This is a genomic window from Pseudomonas sp. TWR2-1-1 (assembly GCF_049897045.1).
Lineage (GTDB): Bacteria > Pseudomonadota > Gammaproteobacteria > Pseudomonadales > Pseudomonadaceae > Aquipseudomonas > Aquipseudomonas versuta.
Window position 1 is genome coordinate 21,831 of sequence record NZ_JAFCVM010000003.1, and the last position, 21,921, is coordinate 43,751.

At 58.2% G+C, this 21,921-nt stretch carries 17 protein-coding genes and 1 tRNA gene; 8 read left to right on the plus strand and 10 right to left on the minus strand.

Annotated elements, in window-relative coordinates; all coding sequences use genetic code 11:
- Positions 1 to 10: 10 nt before the first annotated feature.
- Positions 11 to 985 carry a FecR family protein gene (locus ACP7BO_RS08330; RefSeq protein WP_397457262.1) on the plus strand — a complete coding sequence of 325 codons (975 nt, stop codon included), beginning with the start codon at positions 11 to 13 and terminating at the stop codon, positions 983 to 985.
- 157 nt (positions 986 to 1,142) lie between these two features.
- Positions 1,143 to 3,560 (plus strand): TonB-dependent siderophore receptor, encoded by a 2,418-nt coding sequence (locus ACP7BO_RS08335; RefSeq protein ID WP_426209557.1) that lies wholly within the window; start codon positions 1,143 to 1,145, stop codon positions 3,558 to 3,560.
- Positions 3,561 to 4,124: 564 nt separating this feature from the next.
- Here ACP7BO_RS08335 and ACP7BO_RS08340 read toward each other — a convergent pair.
- Positions 4,125 to 5,276: an MFS transporter gene (locus ACP7BO_RS08340; RefSeq protein ID WP_060693106.1), complete on the minus strand. Its 1,152-nt coding sequence runs from the start codon at positions 5,274 to 5,276 to the stop codon at positions 4,125 to 4,127.
- A 148-nt stretch (positions 5,277 to 5,424) separates the two neighbouring features.
- On the opposite strand from ACP7BO_RS08340, the gene ACP7BO_RS08345 reads away from it, so the two are divergent.
- Positions 5,425 to 5,847 carry a RidA family protein gene (locus ACP7BO_RS08345; protein WP_426209559.1) on the plus strand — a complete coding sequence of 141 codons (423 nt, stop codon included), beginning with the start codon at positions 5,425 to 5,427 and terminating at the stop codon, positions 5,845 to 5,847.
- 106 nt (positions 5,848 to 5,953) lie between these two features.
- Here the strand turns inward: ACP7BO_RS08345 and uvrB are convergent, their stop codons facing one another.
- Positions 5,954 to 7,969, minus strand: a complete 2,016-nt coding sequence (gene uvrB / locus ACP7BO_RS08350) for an excinuclease ABC subunit UvrB (RefSeq protein ID WP_060693102.1) — start codon at positions 7,967 to 7,969, stop codon at positions 5,954 to 5,956.
- Positions 7,970 to 8,303: 334 nt separating this feature from the next.
- Between uvrB and ACP7BO_RS08355 the strand changes: the two genes are divergently transcribed.
- Positions 8,304 to 9,500 (plus strand): amino acid aminotransferase, encoded by a 1,197-nt coding sequence (locus ACP7BO_RS08355; RefSeq protein WP_426209561.1) that lies wholly within the window; start codon positions 8,304 to 8,306, stop codon positions 9,498 to 9,500.
- A gap of 65 nt (positions 9,501 to 9,565) precedes the next feature.
- Positions 9,566 to 9,641 (plus strand) — tRNA-Asn (locus ACP7BO_RS08360).
- 152 nt (positions 9,642 to 9,793) lie between these two features.
- On the opposite strand, the gene ACP7BO_RS08365 is transcribed toward ACP7BO_RS08360, so the two are convergent.
- From ACP7BO_RS08365 to dapF, 8 genes are all read right to left on the minus strand, one after another.
- A complete protein-coding gene (locus ACP7BO_RS08365) occupies positions 9,794 to 10,516 on the minus strand; it encodes a L,D-transpeptidase (protein WP_397457073.1) in 723 nt (240 codons plus the stop codon).
- Between the two features lie 377 nt (positions 10,517 to 10,893).
- Entirely contained in the window at positions 10,894 to 11,856 is a 963-nt protein-coding gene (locus ACP7BO_RS08370) for a LysR family transcriptional regulator (protein WP_060693097.1), read from the minus strand.
- Positions 11,857 to 11,993: 137 nt separating this feature from the next.
- Positions 11,994 to 13,283, minus strand: a complete 1,290-nt coding sequence (gene lysA, locus ACP7BO_RS08375) for a diaminopimelate decarboxylase (protein WP_426209564.1) — start codon at positions 13,281 to 13,283, stop codon at positions 11,994 to 11,996.
- A gap of 88 nt (positions 13,284 to 13,371) precedes the next feature.
- The gene (locus ACP7BO_RS08380; protein WP_426209566.1) at positions 13,372 to 14,058 is read right to left on the minus strand and encodes an amino acid ABC transporter permease; all 687 of its coding nucleotides are present in this window, start codon (positions 14,056 to 14,058) and stop codon (positions 13,372 to 13,374) included.
- An 11-nt stretch (positions 14,059 to 14,069) separates the two neighbouring features.
- Positions 14,070 to 14,759: an amino acid ABC transporter permease gene (locus tag ACP7BO_RS08385; protein ID WP_060693093.1), complete on the minus strand. Its 690-nt coding sequence runs from the start codon at positions 14,757 to 14,759 to the stop codon at positions 14,070 to 14,072.
- 104 nt (positions 14,760 to 14,863) lie between these two features.
- Entirely contained in the window at positions 14,864 to 15,661 is a 798-nt protein-coding gene (locus tag ACP7BO_RS08390; RefSeq protein ID WP_426209568.1) for an ABC transporter substrate-binding protein, read from the minus strand.
- A gap of 104 nt (positions 15,662 to 15,765) precedes the next feature.
- On the minus strand, positions 15,766 to 16,518 hold the full coding sequence (locus ACP7BO_RS08395) for an amino acid ABC transporter ATP-binding protein (protein ID WP_426210355.1): 753 nt from the start codon (positions 16,516 to 16,518) through the stop codon (positions 15,766 to 15,768).
- A 28-nt stretch (positions 16,519 to 16,546) separates the two neighbouring features.
- Positions 16,547 to 17,443, minus strand: coding sequence for a diaminopimelate epimerase (gene dapF, locus ACP7BO_RS08400; protein ID WP_426209570.1), 897 nt, complete (start codon positions 17,441 to 17,443; stop codon positions 16,547 to 16,549).
- A gap of 612 nt (positions 17,444 to 18,055) precedes the next feature.
- On the opposite strand from dapF, the gene ACP7BO_RS08405 reads away from it, so the two are divergent.
- Genes ACP7BO_RS08405 through ACP7BO_RS08415 form a run of 3 tightly spaced genes read left to right on the plus strand, consistent with a single transcriptional unit; the run spans position 18,056 to position 21,904 of the window.
- Positions 18,056 to 19,489: an aldehyde dehydrogenase family protein gene (locus tag ACP7BO_RS08405; protein ID WP_426209572.1), complete on the plus strand. Its 1,434-nt coding sequence runs from the start codon at positions 18,056 to 18,058 to the stop codon at positions 19,487 to 19,489.
- A gap of 4 nt (positions 19,490 to 19,493) precedes the next feature.
- Complete coding sequence (locus tag ACP7BO_RS08410) at positions 19,494 to 20,309, plus strand: shikimate dehydrogenase family protein (protein ID WP_426209574.1); 816 nt, start codon at positions 19,494 to 19,496, stop codon at positions 20,307 to 20,309.
- Positions 20,306 to 21,904 (plus strand): GMC family oxidoreductase, encoded by a 1,599-nt coding sequence (locus ACP7BO_RS08415; protein ID WP_426209577.1) that lies wholly within the window; start codon positions 20,306 to 20,308, stop codon positions 21,902 to 21,904. The genes ACP7BO_RS08410 and ACP7BO_RS08415 overlap by 4 nt, the downstream gene beginning before the upstream one ends.
- Positions 21,905 to 21,921: the final 17 nt, after the last annotated feature.

The window sequence follows — 21,921 nt, forward strand, 5'->3', positions numbered from 1 at the left end:
GGACAGAATGATGGATACCCGTGACTGTACGTGTGACAGCGCGAGCGTGCGCGATGCCGCCGCGACCTGGTTTACGCGGGTGCAGGCACAATCCCTGAGCGCTGCCGAGCAGGCCGAATTCCAGGCATGGCGCACCCGACACGCCAGCCATGAGGCCGAGTACCAATGGCTGGCAAGCCTGTGGGCGGCCACCGATCTGTTGCCTGAAGCCCGCTTGCAGGCGCTGTGCGAATTGCCGGTCATATCGCCCAGGCGCCGCCCGGTCATGGCGTACGGCCTGGCTGCAAGCCTGTTGGCGGCGATGGGGGCCGGGTTGTGGCTGCTACTGCCGGCGCAAGGGGTTTATCACGGCGAATTTGCCACGCTGGCGGGTGAATACCGTGAAGTGCTGTTGCCGGACGGCTCATCGCTCGAACTCAACAGTCGCAGCCGCATTCAGGTCAGCTTCGAGGGGCAACAGCGCACGGTCGAACTGGCGCAGGGCGAAGTGATGTTCAGCGTGGCCCATGACAGTGATCGCCCGTTCGTGGTGCGCGCCGGTGCCGGGCAGGTGACAGTCACCGGCACCCGCTTTGATGTCCGCCGTGATGGCGACCAGGCACAGGTTGCAGTGGAGTCGGGGCATGTCCGGGTGCAGGGCCGCGATGCCGGGGGCGCGGTCAGCCTGAGCGCAGGCCTTGGCACCCGGGTCGATGGGCAGGGGCAGGTGGGCGCACCGCAGCCGGTCAATACCCAGGCGTTGACGGCATGGCGCGCAGGGCAACTGGTGTTCAATGATGCAAGCCTTGCGCAAGTGGCCGCCGAGGTGTCGCGCTATCGTGAACAGCCGTTGCATGTGAGGGATCCGGCAGTGGCCCGGCTGCGCCTGACCAGCGTGTTTAAAACCACAGACACCGAGGCCTTGCTCAAGGCCTTGCCGCGCATCTTGCCGGTGGCCATCAATACCCGTGCGGACGGCAGTCAGGAAATAGTCTCCAGTAAATAAAAACGCTTTCGATTCAGGTTTTTTTCGAGTTCTTCGTCTTCTTGAACAACTGCAACTGGTTTGCATTAACAGTCGCACTCAAGTGCGATCTACAAGGGCAAGACTCGACGTGAAAAACAACAATCTCCGTGAGCGATTCTGTTCGCTTGATACACCCTTGAGCACATCTTTTTCGATCAAACCAACGCGCTGGTTGCCGCTGGCCCTGGCCCTGGCAGTCAGTGCGGGATTGCCGTGTGCATTTGCCGGCGAGACCGCGTCGAGCACCATTGAGATTCAGGCCCAGCCTTTGGGCGCCGCACTGAGCCAGCTGGCCCGGCAAACCTCATTGCAGGTGTTTTTCAGCCCGCAGCTGGTGGCTGGCAAGCAAGCCCCTGCGGTCGACGGCAACTTGTCGCCCGAGCAGGCATTGCGCGCATTGTTGCAAGGCAGCGGCCTGAGCTATGAATTGAACGGCGATGCCGTGACCCTGCTTGCAGCACCTGCGGTCAGCGCTTCAGCCGCTTCCGGCCCGCTGGAACTGGGGCCGGTGGATGTGAAAGTGGTGGGCGACTGGCTGGGCGATGCCAATGCCTCTGTGGTGCAGAACCACCCCGGCGCCCGCACCGTGGTGCGCCGCGAAGCCATGGTCGAGCAGGGCGCGATGAATGTCAGCGACGTGCTGAAGAAAATCCCCGGGGTCCAGGTGCAGGCGCCCAATGGCACCGGTGGCAGTGACATTTCCCTGAACGTGGGGGTTCGTGGCCTGACCTCGCGCCTGTCGCCGCGCTCCACGGTCTTGATTGACGGGGTGCCCGCCGCATTCGCGCCTTATGGTCAGCCACAGTTGGCAATGGCGCCGATTTCGTCCGGCAACCTGGACAGCATCGACGTGGTGCGCGGTGCCGGCTCGGTGCGTTACGGACCGCAGAACGTGGGCGGGGTGATCAACTTTGTGACCCGTGCGATTCCCGAAACCTTTGCAGGCGAAGTCGGTACCACACTGGAAACCTCCGAGCGTGGTGGCTGGAAACACATGGAGTCGGCCTTCCTGGGGGGCACCGCCGACAATGGCATCGGTGCCGCGCTGTTGTACTCCGGGGTCAAGGGCGACGGCTATCGGGCGCGCAACAATGACAACGACATCACTGACGTACTGCTCAAAACCCACTGGGCGCCCACCGATCAGGATGACTTCAGCCTCAACTTCCATTACTACGATGCCACCGCGGACATGCCCGGCGGCCTGACCCAGGCGCAATTCGACGCCGATCCGTACCAGTCGGTGCGCGACTATGACAACTTCACCGGGCGGCGCAAGGACGTGTCCTTCAAGTACCTGCGCCAGATTGACGACCTGACCCAGTTTGAAGTCCTGACCTATTACACCGACAGCTTCCGCGGCAGCAATATTGCGGCGCGCAACCTGCAAACCCTGTCGGCTTACCCGCGCAATTACCATACCTTCGGCATTGAGCCGCGGGTGTCCCATGTGTTCACACTGGGGCCGGTGACTCAGGAAGTCGGGGTCGGTTATCGCTACCTCAAAGAAGCGATGCACGAGCAGGCGAGCATGCTGGAGCTGGTGGATAACGTGCCGGTACCGGGGCCTAAAGGTGACGGCCATGTGTATCAGGACCGCACCGGGGGCACGGAGGCCAACTCTTTCTATATCGATGACCAGATCGATGTCGGTAACTGGACGGTCACCCCGGGGGTTCGTTTCGAGCGTATCAGCACCAACTGGCACGACCGGCCGGTACTGGACGGCAAGGGTGTGCCGGTGCCGGAGAAAAACCGCAGCATCGACAGCAGCGAAGCGCTGCCGGCCCTGAGCGTGATGTACCACCTCTCGGACGCGTGGAAGCTGTTTGCCAACTATGAAACTTCGTTCGGCAGCCTGCAGTATTTCCAGCTGGGGCAGGGCGGAACGGGGGACCAGACGGCAGCAGGCCTGCGCCCGGAAAAAGCCAAGACCTACGAGCTGGGTACGCGCTATGACAACGGGGTGTGGGGTGGCGAAGTGACGCTGTTCTACATCGACTTTGCCGATGAGCTGCAATACGTGAGCAACGATGTGGGCTGGACCAACCTCGGTGCGACCAAGCACCAGGGTATCGAAACCTCGATTCACTACGACATGTCGGCGCTGGATGCGCGCCTTGACGGGCTGTCGGTGAATGCCGGATTCACCTACACCAAGGCGGTGGCCGAGGGAGACATCATGAACTTCAAGGGCCGCGACCTGCCGCTGTATTCGCGTCAGGTCGCCAACCTGGGGGCCCGTTATGCGGTCGACCGCTGGACCTACAACCTGGACATGTTTGCCCAGTCCAAACAGCATGCGCCGGGGACTGGCGGCACCTACATCACCGACCCGACTGCGGATGGCCAGTACGGCGACATTCCGGGGTATGCGACCTGGAGCACGCGCGTGGGCTACGACTTCGGGCCAGAGGCGTCGAACCTGAAAGTAGGCGCGGGGATCAAAAACCTGCTCAACCAGCAGTACTTCACCCGTTCCAGCGACAACAACGCCGGCATCTACCTCGGCGAGCCGCGCACGTTCTTCGTACAGGCGAGCGTGGGCTTCTAAAGCAAGCGTATGACTGTAGGAGCGAGCTTTTCAAGATCAAAAGCTCGCGAGCAAGCTCGCTCCTACAGAGGTTCATGGGCAACAATTCCGGGGGCTGACTTGGCGAGCTGCGTAGGTTCTTCGTGCAGGCGAATACGGGCTTTTGAAGCAAGCGAATGACTGTAGGAGCGAGCTTGTCTCGCGAGCTTTTCAAGATCAAAAGCTCGCGAGACAAGCTCGCTCCTACATAGGTTCAGGGGTCAATTATTCCGGGGGCTGACTTGGCGAGCTGCGTAGGTGTTTCGTGCAGGCGAATGTGGGCTTTTGAAGCAAACGTATGACTGTAGGAGCGAGCTTGCCTCGCGAGCTTTTCAAGATCAAAAGCTCGCGAGACAAGCTCGCTCCTACAGAGGTTTAGGGGGGCAACAATTCCGGGGGCTGGCTCGGGGAGCTGCGTAGGTGTTTCGTGCAGGCGAATGTGGGCTTCTAAAGCCGACGTATGACTGTAGGAGCGAGCTTGCTCGCGAGCTTTTCAAGATCAAAAGCTCGCGAGCAAGCTCGCTCCTACAGAGGGCGGGGCTATGTTTAGACCTTCAGGATCCGTCCGCTGATGGCTACGGCTACAAGCATGGCGGCGATCAGCAGGAAGGCAATGCTCAGGCTGCTGGCATGGGCGACAAAGCCGATGGCTGCCGGCCCCGCCAGAATCCCCGCATATCCCAAGGTCGTGATGGCCGGTACGGCGATGTTTTCGGGCATCACGGTTTGTTTGCCGACGGCGGTGTACAGCACCGGCACGATGTTCGAACAGCCAATACCCACCAGTGCATAACCGGCCAGGGCCACTTCCCAGCCTGGCGCCAAGGTTGCCAGCGCTAGCCCGACAGCGGCGAACAGGCCTCCCAGGACAATCACCCGGCGGGCGCCAAGACGTCTGACGATGGTGTCACCAGTCAATCGGCCTGCGGTCATGGTCAGGGCGAAGGCGGCATAGCCAAGCCCGGCATAGGCTTCACCGATCTGTTTTTCGGTGGTCAAAAACACTGCGCTCCAGTCGAGCATCGCGCCTTCGGCCAGGAACACGGTAAAACACAGCAACCCGATAAACAGCACCACACCATGGGGCACCGCAAACGCCGGGCCGGTGCTTTCACTGCCGTAAGCCAGCATGTGCGGCGCGGCTTTGAGCAAGGCGGCGAGGGTCAGCACGATCACCACCACGATTGCCCACAGCGGCGTCAGCCCCAGCGCGAGCAGGGCGCTGACACCGGCCGCGCCGGCAATTCCGCCGACACTGAACATGCCGTGAAAGCCCGACATCATATTGCGCCCGCTGGCGCGCTCGACGATCACCGCTTGCAGGTTGACGGTGGAGTCGACGATGCCCAGGCCTGCGCCAAACACAAACAAGGTGGCGATCAGCAACGGTATGGAGCCGGCGGTAGCCAGGAGCGGCAGTGCCAGGCAAATCAGCAAGGTGCCGCCAATCGTCACCCGGCGGCAGCCAAAGCGCGTGGCCAGCAGGCCGGCGATGGGCATTGCCAGAATCGAGCCCGCGCCCAGGCACAGCAGCAACAGGCCAAGGGTGGCTTCATCGAGCCCGGCCCGGGCTTTGGCGTAGGGCACCAGTGGCGCCCAGGCGGCGAGCCCGAACCCGGCGATAAAAAAGGCGATGCGGGTCGACATTTGTTCGAGGCGCCCTGGAACAAAAGGCGTCTGAGTGTTGATGGCGGTCATGTTCATCCTTGGGATTCGGGTCTGTGTCGCGCAGCAGCGCACCATCCTGACATATTTGCGACCTGTGCCGCGAGGGCGCTGGCACAGGCCTTGGCAGGAGTGGTTGAATAGCGCGCTTGCCAATTCAACTGCCCAAGGTGCGACTTTTATGGATAAGAACCCTCACCCCACTGTGCAACTGCTGAACCCGCCCGGGCTGTATGACCCTTCGGGCAATGGCTACTCCCATGTGGCCCGCCTGGCGCCGAATGTGCGGTTGGTCTACACCGCGGGGCAGGGTGGGGAGGATGCCGACAGTCAGCTCTCGCCGGACTTTGCCGAGCAGGTGCGCCAGGCGTTTGCCAATCTGCAGATTGCCCTGGCCGCTGCCGATGCGCAGATCAAGGACGTGGCCAAACTGACGGTGCTGATCGTGGATCACAGCCAGGAGCGGTTGCATATTTTGGGGGCAGAAGTTGCGCGGGTCTGGGGTGCGCTTCCGGCGCCGGCCTGTACCTTGATCCCGGTGCCGCGACTGGCGCTGGATGCGATGTTGTTTGAGGTAGAAGCGGTGGCGGCGGTGGCTGACTGAGGCACCAAACCAGCTCCAATACCCCCGTGTAGGAGCGAGCTTGCTCGCGAGCTTTTGATCTTGAAAGAGCTCGCGAGCAAGCTCGCTCCTACAGGGTTGGGGGGGATTAAACCTGCAGCAACCGCTCTCTGAGCTTGCCGATTTCGTCGCGCATTTGCGCGGCTGCCTCGAACTCCAGGTCGCGGGCCAGGGCGTACATTTTTTCTTCCAGCTGGCGGATGCGCTTGCTGATTTCGCTCGGTGAACGCAGTTCGTTTTCGTACTTGGCGTTTTCCTCGGCAGCCTTGGCCATGCCTTTGCGCTTTTTGCTGCGCGAGCCTGGTACCACTGCGCCTTCCATGATGTCGGCGACATCCTTGAATACGCCCTTGGGTGTAATTCCGTTCGCCAGGTTGAAGGCGATCTGTTTTTCGCGACGGCGTTCGGTCTCACCAATCGCCCGCTCCATCGAGCCGGTTATCCGGTCGGCGTACAGGATCGCCCGGCCATTGAGGTTACGGGCAGCACGGCCAATGGTCTGGATCAATGAGCGCTCGGAACGCAGGAAGCCTTCCTTGTCGGCATCGAGAATCGCCACCAGCGACACTTCAGGCATGTCCAGGCCTTCACGCAGCAGGTTGATCCCCACCAGCACGTCAAACACGCCGAGGCGCAAGTCGCGGATGATCTCGACCCGTTCCACGGTGTCGATGTCCGAGTGCAGGTAACGCACACGTACGCCGTGGTCGGCCAGGTAATCAGTGAGGTCTTCGGACATGCGCTTGGTCAGCGTCGTCACCAGTACCCGTTCTTCCAGTGCCACGCGCTTGGCGATTTCGGACAGCAGGTCGTCGACCTGGGTCAGCGCCGGGCGGATTTCGATTTGCGGGTCCACCAGGCCGGTCGGACGCACCACTTGCTCCACGACCCGGCCCGAATGCTCGGCCTCATAGTTGCCGGGGGTGGCCGAGACGAAAATGGTCTGGGGGCTGATGCGTTCCCATTCGTCAAAACGCATCGGCCGGTTATCCAGGGCCGACGGCAAGCGGAAGCCGTACTCCACCAGTGTCTCTTTGCGCGAACGGTCGCCTTTATACATCGCGCCCACTTGCGGCACGCTGACGTGGGACTCATCGATCACCAGTAACGCGTCGGCCGGCAGGTAGTCGAACAGGGTCGGCGGCGGGGCACCGGACTCGCGACCCGAGAGGTAGCGCGAGTAGTTTTCGATCCCGTTGCAGTAACCCAGCTCCATGATCATTTCCAGATCAAAGCGGGTGCGTTGTTCAAGGCGCTGGGCCTCGACCAGTTTGTTATTGGTGCGCAAGTACTCCAGGCGCTCCTTGAGCTCTTCCTTGATGCCTTCGACCGCGTCCAGCAGGGTTTCGCGGGGCGTGACGTAGTGGCTTTTGGGGTAGAAGGTAAAGCGCGGCATCTTGCGGATGACTTCGCCGGTCAGCGGGTCAAAGGCGCTGATGCTTTCGACTTCATCATCGAACAGTTCAATGCGCACGGCTTCGAGGTCGGATTCAGCCGGGTAGATGTCGATCACATCGCCGCGTACCCGGAATGTCGAGCGGGCGAAGTCCATGTCGTTGCGGGTGTATTGCAGGTCGGCCAGGCGGCGCAGCAGTTCGCGCTGGTCGAGTTTGTCACCGCGATCAACGTGCAACACCATCTTCAAATAGGTTTCCGGGCTGCCCAGGCCGTAAATGCACGACACCGTGGTGACGATGATTGCGTCCTTGCGCTCCAGCAACGCCTTGGTCGCAGACAGGCGCATTTGCTCGATGTGGTCGTTGATCGAGGCGTCTTTCTCAATAAAGGTATCGGAGGAGGGCACATAGGCTTCGGGCTGGTAGTAGTCGTAGTACGAGACGAAGTACTCCACCGCGTTGTTGGGGAAGAACGACTTGAACTCGCCGTACAGCTGCGCCGCGAGGGTTTTGTTGGGGGCGAGCACCAGCGTCGGGCGATTCACATGGGCGATGACGTTGGCGATGCTGAAGGTCTTGCCCGAGCCCGTTACCCCGAGCAGGGTCTGGTGCGACAGCCCGGCTTCGATGCCTTCGATCATCTGGCGAATGGCTTCGGGTTGATCGCCCGCAGGCTCGAAGCGGGTAACTAGCTGGAAATCGGGCATAACGGACCTCTGGGTTCGCATCTATAAAGGCTTGGACCTTGGTAGATCGAGAAAGACTGCATGCGACGCAAGCCGCAGGAAAAAACAGGATACGGCTAAATATGGAGGTCGTTACCGACTGTTTCAAGGCAGCGTTCTGACATGGGCATACGGGCAAAGATTGCAATTCGACCAGCGGCCGAAAAATAAACCGAAATACTTGCCCAAAACCGGGAATCGCCTGTTGCCCGAATCGTTATCGCCTTTATACTTGCTCCCCGTTTGTGCACCGCTCTAGTGCAATCGGCTGGAGCGTTGTCACCCCCTCCATTCCCCATTCAGAGCCGCCGTAATAATGAGCCTGTTCTCCGCTGTCGAAATGGCACCACGCGATCCTATCCTGGGCCTCAACGAAGCATTTAACGCCGATACTCGTACCAGCAAAGTGAATCTGGGGGTCGGTGTTTACTGCAACGAGGAGGGACGAATTCCACTCTTGCGTGCCGTTGTCGAAGCCGAAACGATCCGGGTTGCTCAACATGCATCCCGCGGCTACCTGCCGATCGATGGCATTGCAGCCTACGACCAAGCCGTGCAAAAGCTGCTGTTCGGTGCCGAGTCGCCGCTGTTGGCTGCTGGCCGTGTGATTACCACTCAAGCCGTGGGCGGTACCGGTGCACTGAAAATCGGTGCTGACTTCCTCAAGCAGCTGCAGCCGGGCGCTGTGGTGGCCATCAGCGATCCAAGCTGGGAGAACCACCGGGCATTGTTCGAAACGGCCGGTTTCCCGGTGCAGAACTATCGCTACTACGACGCCGCCAGCCATGATGTAAACCGTGCCGGCATGCTCGAAGACCTCAACGCCTTGCCAGCCGGCTCCATCGTTGTGCTGCACGCGTGCTGCCACAACCCGACCGGGGTCGACCTGACGCCGGCGGACTGGCAGAACGTGCTGGACCTGGTCAAGGCCAAAGGCCTGATCCCGTTCCTGGACATGGCCTACCAGGGCTTTGGCGATGGCATCGACGAAGACGCCGCTGCAGTGCGCCTGTTCGCCGAGTCGGGCCTGAGCTTCTTTGTTTCCAGCTCGTTCTCCAAGTCGTTCTCGCTGTACGGCGAGCGCGTTGGCGCACTGTCGATCATCACCCAGTCCCGTGATGAGAGCGCCCGCGTTCTGTCCCAGGTCAAGCGCGTGATCCGCACCAACTACTCCAACCCGCCGACCCACGGCGCAAGCATTGTCGCGGCTGTACTCAACAGCCCTGAGCTGCGTGCCCAGTGGGAAGCCGAGCTGGCTGAAATGCGCCTGCGGATTCGCGGCATGCGCTTGCAGATGGTTGAGATGCTGGCGAACAAGGCACCCGGGCACGACTTCAGCTTTGTGGCGCGTCAGCGCGGCATGTTTTCGTACTCCGGCCTGACCGTTGAACAAGTGGCGCGTCTGCGTACCGAGTTCGGTATCTATGCCCTGGACACCGGCCGTATCTGTGTCGCTTCTTTGAATCAACGCAACATTGAAGCGGTTACCGATGCCATTGTTCAGGTCATCTGAATAATGCCTGGAGAAGTCATCGAAAGTGTTGACTTCTCTTTTTATATCAGTAAGATAGACGCCATTCCGCGATAGCTCAGTTGGTAGAGCAAATGACTGTTAATCATTGGGTCCCTGGTTCGAGTCCAGGTCGTGGAGCCATACAAGGTGACAGAGAAGGCTTGCAGAATCTCTGAAACCACCGAAAAAACCCGCCATCTGGCGGGTTTTTTCGTTTTGGCGTTCCTGCGGATTTTGCTGGCTGCAAACCGTCTTGAGGGAGCCCCCTGATCTCGCGCAGCATTGCTGCATTCTCACCGCTGCGGAAGTTTCCAGCGTTCCTTGTAAAGCTCGTATTGCGCCACAGGCATTTGTACCAGCAGCGGGTTTTTTTGCGGGTCCAGCCAGGTGAACAATTGCTGGATATTCTGCGGGTCCATGGCGGTGCAGCCAGTGGTCGGGGTGCTGCTCGATTGCCAGATGTGCATGAAAATACATGAGCCGCCATTGGCTGCTGCTGGCGTGTTGTGTTCGACGACAATGCCCTGGCGATACAACTCATCCTTGCGGTGCATTTGTTCTGAGCTGTTCCAGTCTTTGCTCACGGCCGAGCTGTCGACCAACGAGTTGTAGTGACTGGACTGGCTGTCATCCACACATTCGCGGGCGTCGGTGCTGACGGTGTAGGGCAGCCGGGTATTGGCTGTAGATTCGTACCCGAACGCGCTGCCGAAGGTGAACATGCCGGCGGGCGCTTTACCGTCGCCTTCACGTTTTACAGGCTGCTCTTCGGGGTCGATCGGTAAAATGCCGCGGCCCCAGGCAAGCCCGGTCTTGCCCACCACAATGGGGAAGGCGTCACCGACTTTCTGGAAGTCCTGGCCATGGCGCTCATAGCGTTGTGCCGTGCCTTGAATGGCGTCCCAGTCGGGGGTCGTCACCACGATCAATTGGCTGCTTGTTTCGGGAATTTGCGCCAACGCCAAGTTTGAACACAGCAGCAGCAACAATGAGCAACTCTTTAGGAGAGGGTTCAATAGTAGTGTTCCTTGATTAAGAAGATAAATAACACAGTAGGGTTATTGGGACTTATCAAATTGAACGTGTGTGGATTAAGACAACATCCAAAACAACTCAATATAAATTGGCTGTTTCACGCATTAGTTGATGTGAATGAACTTATCAGTCGCTCGAAAAGACGGTAAATGCTTATTTGTAGGGCGATCATTCACTCTCGATATGTGACGATTAGTGCGCATGCTGCGCACCATGACGGACCCTTGCAGCGCCCGGCGGGCCTGCGTTACAAGGCATATACAAACACCACTAAGTAACCGGGCGCACTAAATGGGTGCCCCCTGTTTTCGCGGTGCTTAGTTGAAGTCAGGGGGCGGTGTTGAAGGCGGGGCGGACTTTATAAGGAGGCGGGTGTTAACACGTTATCCAGACTTTCGAGCGTGACGCTGACGCCCAGAGTGGATAGCTGTTCGGCCTGTAAGGATATTTCTCGCTGCAAGGCATCAGCGAAATATTGTTGGAAGGGCGTTGAAGAGCGGTAGAGCGGTTTGACCAGGCTGATTTGAAAAGGCAAGGAAAAGGCAAGAGGACGAATATTGACACCCTGGCCCTGAAACATGATCGCGGTCAGCGGGTTGAGGATCGCAATACCCAGCCCCGCTTGTACCATCGAACATACTGAAACGGCGCTGTGGGTTTCGACCTGGATGAATCGATCGATTCCCGCTTCCTTGAACAGGACATCAAGCACTCTCCTGTAACGATCGCCCTTGCTGAAACTGACGAACGTTTGATCCCTGATGTCCTCCAGCGACAGGATGTTTTTCTCCAGCAAAGGGTGGCCATCGGGCAAGATGCACACTTCGTCCACACTCATCAGCAGTTGTAACTCAGTTCCGGGCGGGGCTTCATCATGCTCGGTGAGGCCGACATCGTGGCGTTGAAGTGTCAGTTGTTCCTCAAGCCAGGGCGACTCCAGCGTGGCTATCTCGACACTGACACCGGGATGATTGGCAATCAGGTGCTTGCACACCTGAGGCAGCAGCGCATGAGAAAAAGCGGGAATACAGGCCACTGAAAATGCGCCCTGAGAGAAGCGACTCAGGCTCTCTGCAAACGAGACGATCCGGTCCAGACCAATGAACGCAAGCTCTACCTCCTGGAACAAAACCACTGCCCGCGCTGTTGCATGAAGGCGCCCACGCCCGCGTTCAAACAGTTCGAAACCTACGAGGTACTCCAGACGCGCCAGCTCACGGCTGATGGTGGGTTGACTGGTATGCAGCAGTTGAGCAGCGTTGGTGACACTCCCCGCCGTCATGATGGCGCGGAAAACTTCGATATGTCGCAAGTTGATCATAAAAGCGCTCTAAAACAGCGATGCACATTCGTTACCTTCATGTGCACGAAACAGTCCATCCGGAACCGACACTGCGCCAAAATTTTAATAGCTGCCAGTCGCCCGGCAGGCATCACGTCTTCTGGGCGCGAACCTGGCTATGGGTGTTGTGGTCCGGCGGTCGCTTCTTTTTGGTGGAGGTTAGCTGCTGAGACCTCTTCCAGTGCCAGAAGCTCCTCCACTCGCTGGCGACGGCGGATCAGTACATCATCGGACCCTTCAATCAGCACCTCTGCGATCAGCGGGCGAGTGTTGTAGTTCGAAGACATCGACGCACCATAGGCGCCTGTATCGCGAATGGCGATCAGATCGCCCACTGCGCATTGGGGAATCATTCTGGAAAGTACCGTTCCATCCTCCGCTTGCGTGAATACGTCACCTGCCTCACACAGCGGCCCTGCAACGACGCTGGCTTGCAGGGGGCGCCCCGATGCATCTGCCTCCAGCAACTCGATACCGTGGTAACTGCCGTACATGGACGGGCGCATCAGCTCGTTGAAGCCTGCGTCGAGAAGCACAAAGTAATTGCTGCCGACGGCCTTGGTGGCGCGAACTTCACTCAGCAGGCAACCCGACTCAGCCACCAGATACCGTCCGGGCTCGATCTCAAGACGCAGTTTCTTGCCCAGAGTCTGCTCGGCTTTCTGGCGCGCAGCGTCCCACAGGCTGAAGTAATGGCGGGTATCGAGCTGCGGTTCATCCGCGGTGTACGGGACCGACAACCCGCCGCCTGCTGACAAGGCGCTGAGGGTCATGTTTGCGTCTTTGACTTGCTGCACGAGATCGAGCATGGCATTGCTGACGCTGGCCAGGTGCTTATAGTCCACCCCGGACCCTATGTGCATGTGCAGCCCGATTAATTGCAGGTTGTGCTTGCTGACAACCGACAGCGCCGCGCCCAGGTCGGTGTGCCAGATGCCATGCTTGCTGTGTTCGCCCCCGGTGTTGGTCTTCTTGCTGTGGCCATGGCCGAAGCCCGGGTTGATCCTCAGCCAGACTTTGTGCCCGGGTGCGATGGCGCCCAGTTGCTCGAGCATATCGATCGAACCGGCGTTAACTGCAATGGCATGCTCCACTACGGTGGCTAGCGTCGCTTCATCGATAAGGTCTGCAGTGAAAACGATGGCTTCTTCGTTGCCCAGGCATGAATAACCCGCGGCCAGTGCTCTAAGGATTTCTCCACGAGACACGGCATCTACCTGGACGCCTTGCTCGCGCATGAGCTTGAGGATATTGATGTTGGAGCAGGCCTTTTGTGCAAATCGAATGGTATCGAACTGGCGTAGATCATTGATGCGGTCACGAATGGTCTGAGCATCATAGACCCACAAGGGCGTGCCGAATTTTTCGGCCAGGGACTGAAGACGCTTTACGGGTACGTTTTTCATAGGCCCAACTCAAGAAAAAGGGTGTGTCCCGGATCCTGCTTCCCGATCCGGACTAGAAATTATATTGGCGCGTATCGGGTGATGGGTTTTATCGGTGTTCGAGGGCGCCAAAGCGCTTTTCTGCCAGCTTCGACAGGTAGAGAAGCGGGTAGCAGTAGGCGAAATAGAGCAGGGCGATCACGCAGTAAATGAACATCAGGTGTTGCGGCATGCGGACAATCAAAACTTCGCCCTGGCGCGTGAGTTCAGTGATGCCGATGATGGATAAAATAGCGGTACTTTTGATGATGTTTACATACACGCTTCCCAACGGCGGCAGGGTCAGCGGAATAGCCTGGGGTAACACGACGTGAACCAGCGCCTGAAATTTGCTCATCCCGACTGAGCGCGCTGCTTCAACCTGGCCGTGGGGGACGGTCAGAATTGCCGAGGCCACGATTTCAGTCGCATAGCTCGACGTGTAGAGCGTCAGCGATACGATGGCGGCGGTGTAGGCGTTGAACTTGAATATCTCAAGCCCCGTAGCAGGCAGTACAAAATAGATGATGTAGACCTGCACCAGGTATGGGGTACCCCTGAACAGGTGCAGGTACAGACCGATAATATTTTTGAACAAGAACCTGCTCTGAGAGCGCATGACCCCTAACACGAGCCCCAGCAGTACGCCGAGTGCAATGGCGATGAGGGATATCTGCACGGTCATCCACAGCCCTTTGAACATGAATGGCAACAGCGCCTGAAGCACTGTCGCTTTGGTCATGATCCATTCCATCATTATTTGATCCCCTACCGAGTTTGCCAGTTGGCGCCGCATTTGCGCCGGACCAGGTGAGAGAGCAGTAGCAGCAGTACATAGATAAACAGGTAGCAAGCGGCGGTGGTCAGGTAACTCTCGGTCGCCACGACCGAATCTGAAAACATGTACAGGCCTGCGCTCATTAGCTCTGTGACTGCGATGATGCTCAGCAGGGACGTATCCTTGATCAGGATGGCTGCCTGCCCTATCAGCGGAGGGGTGACGTTAGCCAGCGCCTGCGGCAGCACCACGTGGAGCATCCGTTGAAATGGACTCATGCCGACGGACATCGCCCCTTCAAACTGGCCGCGGGGAATCGATTCGATACCGGCACGGATAATTTCTGCCATGTAGGGTGTCGTGTGAATCGTCAGTGCGATAAGGCCGGTCTGGAGTTCATTAATGTTTTTGCCGAACGCAAACAGCGCCGGAAGACCGTAGTAAACCAGGTAGATCTGCATCAGCAGCGGTGTGGCGCGGATAAACTGGATATACGCCGCCGCTGGCCGCCACAGGAAAGCGCTTTTCGACATGCGCATGAGTGCTACAAATATGCCGAAAAACACCGAAAGCACTAAACAGACTGATGCTATTTCAAGGGTTGTCAGTACGCCGTTTAAAAATACATCCCGGTATTTGTATACGATGCCGAAGTTGAAACTATCCAGTGCAAAACTCATTGCGACGTAACCTCATCCAGCAAGCCGAACTCTTTTTGTGCGCGGTAACAGTTAGCCGTAGGCCGCCCGGTTAAATGACGGCCAGTATCACCACGCGCTAACCTTTACTTGTGGTCGGCTTCCCACGCCGTAGAGTTCCACCAGTAGTCGGTACGCTCTTTCAATCGACCGTCGATTTCGATCAGGCGAATATAGTTATTGAGTGCCAGCAGCAAGTGCACAGAGTCTGGGCGCGTGGCGAAGCTCAATGGCTCTTTAGTCATGGTTCCGTCGAGTACTTCCAGTTCAGGCGTGGCGTTAACGAAGGTCGCTATTTGCGCACGGTCCGAGATGCCTGCATCTGCACGGCCGGAAACAACGGCCTGAACGGTCTGGGCGTTGCCACCGCCGAATTCTTTCAACTGAGCCTTAGGCAGAATTTTTTTAGCCGCATCCGCATAGCTGGAAGCCTGGGTAGCGCCCACGGTAATAGCAGGATTGTTGAGGGCTTCCCACGAGTTGAAATGCTTGTCTTTGTTGGCGAATGCCACGGTCTCCAGATAGAAGACGGGATTGGTGAAAAGCACCTGCATGTTGCGCTTTGCAGACGGTGTCATGTCGGCGGCGATAAGATCAGCCTTACCGGACGTCAGTGCTGGAATGAGGCCTTTCCAGTCGTAGTCCTGGATGACCAGTTTGACCCCCATGTCGTCGGCGAACATGCGGGCAATATCAATCGCCAAACCGGCGCGCTCGCCATTTTTATCAATAAAGCTGACGGGAGGGCCCTGGGTTTGAACGGCGATCGTAAGTGTTCCATTTTTGTTGATGTCGTCCATGGCGTCGGCCTGTGCCAACATCGGCACGGTCGCTAATGCAGAAGCGACAAGAACATTTGCCAGCAAGCTTTTCAATAAATGCATCGCACTATGCCTTTCTTTAATTGTGATTAATCGGCAGTTTATTGGGGTTAGCTGTCGTTCATTTCAGTGCGCCTTCTTCGGCGTCTTGTTTTCGTTGCGGCGGTTTAAATGCACGGTGCTGCTGACACGCGGCCCAGGAAACTGGCAACCCGGTCGCTGGGGGCAGCGAAAAACTTGTCAGCGGGAGCCTCATCGACAATCTGTCCGGCCTCCATGAAAATCACCCGGTCGGCCACGTCGCGAGCAAAGCCCATTTCGTGAGTGACCACGACCATGGTCATCCCTTCGGCGGCGAGTTCCTTCATCAGTTGCAGTACCTCTCCCACCGTTTCTGGATCCAGTGCTGATGTGGCCTCGTCAAACAACATGACTTTCGGGTTCATCGCCAACGAACGCGCAATTGCAATGCGCTGCTGCTGACCCCCGGAAAGCTGGTGTGGGTAGTTATTGGCACGGTCCGGCAGTCCTACTTTTTGCAGTAACGTGCGCGCGATATCCTCGGCTTCTTCTTTCGATCGTTTCAGGACGATTGTTTGCGGGATGACAATATTTTGAAGCGCTGTTTTATGGGCGAACAGGTTGAAGTTCTGGAACACCATGCCGACTTCTGCGCGCAATTTATTAATGTCTGTTTTGCGATCGGTCAAGCTGACGCCATCAATCCAGATCTGCCCCGAGCTAATGGTGTTTAACCCGTTAAGTGAGCGCAGCAAGGTACTTTTCCCTGAGCCACTCGGGCCGATGATGACCACCACTTCACCCCAGTTAATGTGGTTGTCCACATTTCTGAGTGCATACACTTCCTGGCGACCATTAATGCCGCTGAAGACTTTCGATACTGATTCTATTTTTATAATGCATGACGACCTGCGTTCATCAGTCATTTTAAGCCTCGTGTGTTTCCAGCAAATATCCAGCAAACGCAATGACAGTAGGCCCCGTCAGAGTGAGTTGCCCTTTATCGTCTTGCTCGATTGTCAGGGCTCCCCCCGGCATATACACCGTCACAATACTGGACTGAATAAGTCCCTTCGCTCTGGCCGCTGCCACGGCGCAACATGCTCCGCTGCCACACGCCTGGGTAAGAATGCCCGGCCGCTCCCAGACGGTCAGGCGAATGGCTGTTTCGCCAATAATCTGGGCAACGCCTATGTTGGCGGACTCTGGCAGGAGTGGATCCTGTTGGGCCTGGGCGGCATGGCGCGGGATATCGACACTTTGTAAATCATCAACAAAGAACACCAGGTGCGGGTTGCCGATATTAAGAGCCACTGCCAGTTGGAGCGGTCCGTGATTCATTCTGACATTCAGGGTGTCAGTGGCTTGTGCCAACGGGATGGAATGCCAGTCAAGATTGACTGTTCCCATCGCAACACTTATTTGGCCTGACGCTTCGTTGCGCCAGCATCGCAGGTTGCCACCGCCTGTTTCGATCACAACTTGGTCTGTTGCACTTTCCTTTAAAAGAAGGTCGGCAACACAACGCGTGGCATTGCCGCAAGTTTGGGCTTCGCTGCCATCTACGTTATAGATTCGCATGCGGGCATACACACCCAAAGCGATACCGGTTAAGGTCGCCGGCTCAATAACGAGTAACTGATCCGCTCCAACACCTGCTTCAACATTGCAAATATCGGCAATGATGTCAGGCGATGGAGTGAAGGAACGTTCGCGTCCATCGACAATAACGAAATGGTTCTTCAGTCCGTGCATTTTTATAAACGGACGTGCGAACTTGACCATATCAGCCCATACCGGCACCGGCAGATTGACAGTCAGCATGTAGGGCTCTTATTTCATCGAACATTAGATGTAGAGCAAACTAACAGTCACGCAGGTATCCGGTTAATACTTATTTTGTCGAAGGCCATTCATTATTGATATGCCATGATTTATCCCGTTCTGTGCACCATTACGGACCACTGACACGTTCAACTAGGCTAACGCTGCGACGTAAAAGTTTTTAATGATCCACGCAACTACGCACCGCTATGGTGCTGTATTTTTTTTCCCGTCGCTGAGTGCAGGGGGTATCCGCACTATCACTCCCCAACTATGCAGTCGCCTGCCACGTACCCGTTAGTCAGGGTTTTGGCTGTGCGTATCCGGAATAGCATGTGTGAACCAGCGTCACAGCTAGCGCGTAGACGATGAATTATCAGAGGCGTATGTTTTGCCCATCGCCCTTTGGCGCGAAAGCATGCCCCTCTGGCTTCACCAGGAAGACCGGTTACATGACCCGATAAATCACTGTCGGGTCGGTCGATGGTTTCTATGAGCGGCTTCAAATAAACGGGTCGGGACCGCTTGATTGCGTTTGGCTGGCGTTCTTCAGGGCGCCGGATCAAAGCGTTCGGGGCGGTACGGGCAAGTGTGTTCGCGGGAGTCATTCGCATGAATAAAAACTATATAGGCGGCGAGTGGGTCGCTGGCGCTGATGTGAACCTGAACATCAATCCTTCGGATACCGATGATGTGGTCGGCGAGTACGCCCGGGCCGACGCGGCTCAGGCGCACGCGGCGGTGGATGCTGCATTTGACGCGCAACCGGCATGGGCCGGATTTACTGCAGAACAGCGCAGTGACGCGCTGGACCGTATCGGTACCGAGGTGCTGGCACGTCGCGAAGAGTTGGGCCGTTTGCTCGCCCGTGAAGAAGGCAAAACCCTGGCCGAAGGCATTGGCGAAGTGGTGCGGGCCGGGCGAGTGTTCAAGTTTTTCGCCGGTGAAGCATTGCGGTTGTCGGGCGAGCGCCTGGCTTCGATCCGCCCCGGGGTTGAGGTGGATGTCCGCCGCGAGCCTGAGGGCGTGATCGGGATTATCACGCCGTGGAACTTTCCGATTGCGATCCCGGCCTGGAAGATCGCCCCCGCGCTGGCATACGGCAATACCGTGGTATTCAAGCCGGCTGATCTGGTACCGGGCAGTGCCTGGGCACTGGCCGAAATCATTGTGCGCGCCGGTGCGTTGCCGGCTGGCGTGTTTAATCTGGTCATGGGCCCGGGCTCGAAAGTCGGCGATGTGTTCGCAAAATCGCGCAAGGTCAGGGCCGTCACCTTCACCGGCTCGACCGGTACCGGTCGCCAGGTCGGCCTGGCATGCATGGAGCGGGGCGCCAAGGTGCAGCTGGAGATGGGCGGCAAGAACCCGTTAATCATTCTGGACGATGCCGACCTGGAGCAAGCCGTCGAAGTGGCAGTGTCCGGTTCGTACTTTTCCACCGGCCAGCGCTGTACCGCTTCAAGTCGGCTGATCGTTCAGGACGGCATTCATGACCGCTTTGTCGAGGCCGTGGTGCAGCGTCTGGCCGCGCTCAAGGTCGATAACGCCCTGGCTGAGGGCTGTGACATCGGCCCCGTGGTTTCTCAGGCGCAGCTCAAACAGGATTGCGATTACATCGATATTGCCCGCCATGAAGGTGGCAATCTGGTGTTTGGCGGTGAATTGCTCGAGCGCGCGACCGATGGTTTTTACCTGTCGCCAGCCCTGATCACCGAGACTGGTAATGACATGCGAATCAACCGCGAAGAAGTCTTTGGTCCGGTCGCCAGTGTTATCCGGGTGCGCGATTATGACGAGGCGCTGGCGCTGGCCAACGACACCGAGTTCGGTCTTTCCTCGGGCATCTGCACCACATCGCTCAAGCACGCGTGCGACTTCAAACAGCGCTCGGCGGCGGGCATGGTGATGGTCAATGTGGCCACCGCAGGTGTCGATTATCACGCGCCCTTTGGTGGAAGAAAGGGCTCCAGCTACGGCTCCCGCGAGCAGGGTTCCTACGCTCGCGAATTCTATACCGGCGTGAAAACCGCCTATACCCTGGCGTGATGCGATGACAGACATAACTCAAATCAGTGGCAACACCCGGGTCTACGCAATCATTGCCGACCCGATTCACCATGTGCAGACCCCCCAGGCGATGAATGCGCTGTTCTCGGCCCGCGGCGAAGACCGGGTGCTAGTGCCTTTTCATGTGGCACCGGCCGACCTTGCCGGGGTCGTGGCGGGCTTGCGGGGCATTCAGAGCCTTGACGGATTTATTGTGACGGTGCCGCACAAAACCGCCATTCTGGAGCTGTGCGATACCCTCTCTGACGCAGCGGTGCTGGTGGGCGCGGCGAACGTTGTGACGCGCTCAGGTGACGGCAAGTTGCATGGCGAAATCCTCGATGGCGAGGGCTTTGTCAGCGGGTTGCGCCAGGCAGGTATCGAGCTTGAGGGGCGCAGTGTGTATCTGGCCGGCGCCGGTGGTGCGGCCAATGCCATCGCTTTTGCGCTGGCTGCGGCCGGGGTGGCCTGGCTGACCATAGCCAACCGTACGAGCGCCAAGGCCCAGTTGCTGGTGGACCGTATCGCCAGTGCGTTCCCGGAATTGCAGGTGGTGGTCGGCACCTCTGATCCCGCCGACCATGATCTGGTGGTCAACGGCACTTCCCTGGGCCTCAAAGAAGGTGATGCCCTGCCGTGTGACGTGACCCGGCTCACCTCGCAGCAGATCGTCGCCGAGATCATCATGCAACCGGCGATCACACCCTTGCTTGCGGCCGCACAAAAAGTCGGCTGCCGGGTACACGAAGGTTTACCCATGCTGCTGTGCCAGATCGAATTGATGGCGGCGGCGATGGCCTCCAGACGGGTCGAACCATGAGCACCTTTGATTACATCATCGTCGGCGGCGGCACTGCCGGCTGCATCCTCGCCAACCGGTTGACGGCCTCTGGCAAGTACCGGGTATTAATGATCGAGGCCGGTGGCGAACCCAAAGGTTTCTGGATTCCGATCCCGGCCGGTTTCAGCAAGCTGTTGACTGACAAACGTTACAACTGGCGCTTCAAGACCCAGGCCGAAGAAAACACTCGGGGCCGGGAGATAGCTGTACCGCGGGGCAAGGGCCTGGGCGGCTCGACCCTGATCAACGGCATGATTTATGTGCGCGGTCAGCCCGGTGATTACGACGCCTGGGAAAGCGGCGGAGCCAGGGGGTGGAATTTCGACACCCTCAAGCCCTATTTCAAAAAGATCGAAAACTACGCCCAGGGCGATCACCGTCGTGGGCATGAAGGCCCCATGCATCTGGATCAAGTGCGTGAGCGCTACCCGATTTCCGATGCCTTCATGCTCGCGGCGAAACAGGACGGTCAACCCTTCAACGCGGACTACAACGGCGATGACCAGACCGGCTTTGGCTACTACCAGGTCGCTCAGCACAAAGGCCGGCGCTGGAGTGTGGTCGACGGCTATCTGAACCCTGCCAGAAACCGGCCGAACCTGACCATCCAAACCCATGCCCATGTGTTGCGCCTGGAGTTGAAAGGGGCCCGCTGTACCGGTGTTACCTACCGCCAGCGAGGCAAGGAAGTCACGGTCAATGCGGCCCAGGAAGTGATCTTGTGCGCAGGCTCGATCCAATCGCCACAAATCCTCGAACTCTCAGGGATTGGACGGCCCGATGTCCTGGAAAAAGTCGGCATCGCGCTCAAGCATCGGCTCGACGGGGTGGGCGAGAACTATATCGATCACTTCGCGACCCGCATGAACTGGAAGATGAAAAATACCGTCACTCTCAACGAACTGGCACGTGGCTGGCGGCTGGGCATGGCGGTGGCCGAGTACTTCACCCGCCGTACGGGGATTCTGACCCTGGGCACCGGTCTGGTACACGGCTTTGTAAAAACCGCCCCGACCATGGCTACCCCGGATGTGCAGTATTTTGTGGTACACGCCAGCTACGCCAACGCGGCGGAGCGGATTCTCGACAAGCATCCGGGGATGACGATCGGGGTCAGTCAACTGCGGCCCAGGTCCAGGGGCAGTATCCATATCCAGTCTGCCGATCCGGATGTAATGCCGGCCATCCGCCCGAACTTCCTGAGCGTGGAAGAAGACCGCGTCAGCTTGATCGAGGGCATGAAAATCGCCCGGCGGATCATGCAGCGGCCAGCCATGCAGGCGTTTGTCGAGGTCGAGACCGGCCCCGGGATTGAAGTCAAAACCGATGAGCAGTGGCTTGAGTTTGCCCAGGCCAACGGTCAAACCATCTATCACCCGATTGCAACCTGTCGCATGGGGGAGGACGCCGATGCAGTGGTGGATTCGTCACTGCGGGTACGCGGCCTGACCGGCCTCAGGGTGGTGGATGCCTCGGTGATTCCATCCATGGTCTCCGGCAATATCCAGGGGGCCGTCATGGCCGTGGCGGAACGCGGTGCGGACCTTGTTCTGGGCAGTGCTTCACTGGTTTAAAGCTGTGATATGAGATT